The organism is Enterobacter sp. CFEC122, from assembly GCF_052983755.1.
This window is the reverse complement of the sequence record NZ_JBRIQR010000095.1, coordinates 1-2,952: the sequence shown is the minus strand read 5'-3', so window position 1 is coordinate 2,952 and position 2,952 is coordinate 1. Positions and strand designations below refer to the sequence as shown.

The 2,952-nt window shown below is 44.2% G+C and carries 3 protein-coding genes; 1 reads left to right on the top strand and 2 read right to left on the bottom strand.

Features of this window, described 5'->3' with window-relative positions; genetic code table 11:
• A partial coding sequence (locus ACVCAM_RS26115; RefSeq protein ID WP_447093744.1) for an IS110 family transposase occupies positions 1 to 626 on the top strand: 626 nt, incomplete at its 5' end.
• A 464-nt stretch (positions 627 to 1,090) separates the two neighbouring features.
• On the opposite strand, the gene ACVCAM_RS26110 is transcribed toward ACVCAM_RS26115, so the two are convergent.
• On the bottom strand, positions 1,091 to 2,227 hold the full coding sequence (locus ACVCAM_RS26110) for a hypothetical protein (protein WP_032950075.1): 1,137 nt from the start codon (positions 2,225 to 2,227) through the stop codon (positions 1,091 to 1,093).
• A complete protein-coding gene (locus ACVCAM_RS26105; RefSeq protein WP_016154438.1) occupies positions 2,220 to 2,846 on the bottom strand; it encodes a Cap15 family cyclic dinucleotide receptor domain-containing protein in 627 nt (208 codons plus the stop codon). The genes ACVCAM_RS26110 and ACVCAM_RS26105 overlap by 8 nt, the downstream gene beginning before the upstream one ends.
• Positions 2,847 to 2,952 lie beyond the last annotated feature (106 nt).

The window sequence follows — 2,952 nt, the reverse complement described above, 5'->3', positions numbered from 1 at the left end:
TCGAAGAGAAAACAGCAACATATAACCGATTGAGAGGTTTGATATCGGAATTCGGTGTCATCGCCCCACAAAGTACAGATGCCCTGCGTCACATGGTTTCTGAGCAGAAGAGTTCTTTGCCGCTTCAGGTTCAACAATGTGTTAATGACCTGCTGGAACACATTGATCGTATTGAAGATAATATTACTGAATATGACCGGATTTTGTCCCGCATGGCAAAAACAGATCACCGCAGCCAGCGATTGATGGAACTGAAAGGGATTGGTCCCACAACGGCCTGTGCGCTGGTCGCCAGTATCGGTAATGCACACGATTTTAAAAATGGGCGACAACTGGCAGCCTGGCTGGGACTAACGCCATCGCAGTACAGCAGTGGTGGGAAATCAAAGCTTGGCAGGATAACTAAAGCTGGCGATTCGTATCTGCGAACGCTACTGGTTCAGGGGGCTCGTTCGGTTCTGATTGGTGCCGAGAAAAGGACTGATTTATTCAGTCGTTGGGTCTGTTCACTGGTCGATCGCAGAGGATACTGGCGTGCCGTTGTAGCCATCGCCGCCAAAAACGCAAGGCTGTGCTGGGCATCATTGCATTACGGTGATGATTTCAGGCTGTACTCAGCCAGCTAAAGCACGAAACAAAATAACCATCTGACCTGCAATTCGTTGATGATAAAGGGTTAGACCCCGTGAGGCCTATCTGGCTATTGTACAGGATATACGTATCCGCTTAACGAACAAGAACCTCACGCGCGTCTTTCATCAGGGTCCGAATCGATGACGATTCATCATGGCCGTTTATAGTACCGCAGTCTCTCCCCTTTATTTTTACTGAAGAGCAGACAGAAACCATAAACACCGGCGTTGACACGCCGGGGAAGCCCTTATAGTACAATAATTTTCGATATCCAAACTGACCCCATTAAGAGTTATCCAGCATGTATGTCTCTTCAATCAACGATTAGTACGGAGACTCATACTAAACTGGAAATAAATCTCATAATAGCGCTTAGGCCGGAATGACTAGCGCTGTCCGGCAAATAGTCGCGGATGATTCAAGATCCACTTATTAAGTGGATCTTGATAGCATCCTGTTAGTAAACCGCTTGTTTTATAAGTAAAATTCCTTTGGCGGGTGTGTAATATTCAGTAGGCTGGCCGGTTATTTCACGCAGCACCTCAGTGACAATACTATTGACCATTCCCGTCAGTTTAAGCAATTCGGCAAAAGTTTCATTCTTGTCAATTATCTTTCTGGTGCCATTTGGAACGTAGAGCAGCATTGCAGCATTAGGGTTCTGTGCAAGATAATTTAGCCATCTGTGAGTCTCTACAAGGACAGCCAGCTCGTAGTATTGGCTATGTCGGAGATTGTTACCATCTGCGTGGTACATCAGCGAGGCAATATCATAACTACTGAGTTCAATTTTAGTACCCTCAGCTTCACTATCCGCTTTTAGTGTCTTAAGAAAACGAATAGACTTACGCAATCCTCCATTACATTGATCGCATTTGTCTTTAATTCGTTTGATGTGGAGGAAAGGTAGGTTGTAGATACGTTGACGTGTGTTTTTATCTATAATAGTGACCCCACGTTGATCTACATCTTTAGTATGTTGGTACTCTTTGGTATCCCACCAGATGCTTGGCACCACATCCACTTCTCTCTGCAAAGACCCTCCCGTTATTCTCAAAGATTTGGCGTTGTTGTCATCAACATCTGCCGCAGGGAAAGTTGCTTTCAGGGCATCCCTAGTGGCATCCCTGAGTTCAAGGATGATATCCCCATCATTTTTGTTCGTAGGGGTGTAGCGGCCAATACCGTCGCTATCATAAATAAGCATCTGAGTGTCTATAATCAGCAGATCCACATCACTGAAACTTTTAATATGAATATCCAGTGGTACAGAGCCTTGGACACGAAACTCCAGATTAAGATCTAATTTCTTTACCAGTTGGTTCTCAATACGCTTGGCAGTTTCAAAAGAAATTTCGGTATAGCGGTTATCAACCGGTTGCATGGCACCTATAACATAGCGGGTTGCAGAATCTTGTTTTCCCCTGGTTTCCCAACTTTCATTTAAATCCAGGAAACCTTCTAGCAAAGCATAGTTTTCCAGTCCATCAATCCTCTGGTTACTGATTGACTCTCTGGCTACGTTTAATTGATCGAATGTCCCTTTACGACGAGACTTCATGCGTTCAATTCGCGCACTAAATGAATTAGACATTGTCGATCCTAGTGATTGTCATTGTTCCGTAAGTAGCCCGGCCTTGACCGTTAAAATAATGGCCTTCAGCAGATTTGAGTCCGTCGTCGAACCTGAACTCTGCGAATCCAACATGTGAAGTCAGGTGTTCTTCACCTGTCTTGGGTTGGTTGCGGTAGTTATAAAGCAGCTGGTAACCAATTCCCTCGTCATGAATGATGGAGGCTGTCACACTATCCGAATGCGATGATTGAGTTTTCAGATGAATTCTGACTTTGTCCCATGACTGGACAATTCTCAGCTCACCTTCCCAGGGTTTACCACCCTCAGATCGGGTATGGCCTTCAACATTCCAGCGGCCTGCAAGATTTGGCACACATAAAAATTTCCCGAGGTAGGTGTTATGCCAGAGATTTTTATCAAACCATGTATACAACCCCATGTAGATCCCACCGGCGCTAATAAGTGAAAAAACTGAGGCAGGTATGTGGCTGTTAATGTGAAAGTTTTTCAGCCATTCGATTAGTGTGAGTGCTAGTAAAATCAGAACGAACGATATAACTGAGGCAACAATGGCAATATATCGGCCGACTTTACTGCGGTTAAAACCGCAAATCACAATGTACTCGTGACTTTTCATGAAATGGCGTCCAAGTGAGATGAAAACTAAAAAAACTATATATAGGTAATTTTACTATATCAAACCCTAGATATGGATGGATTGACAGTTATTTCTCGGTATGGTT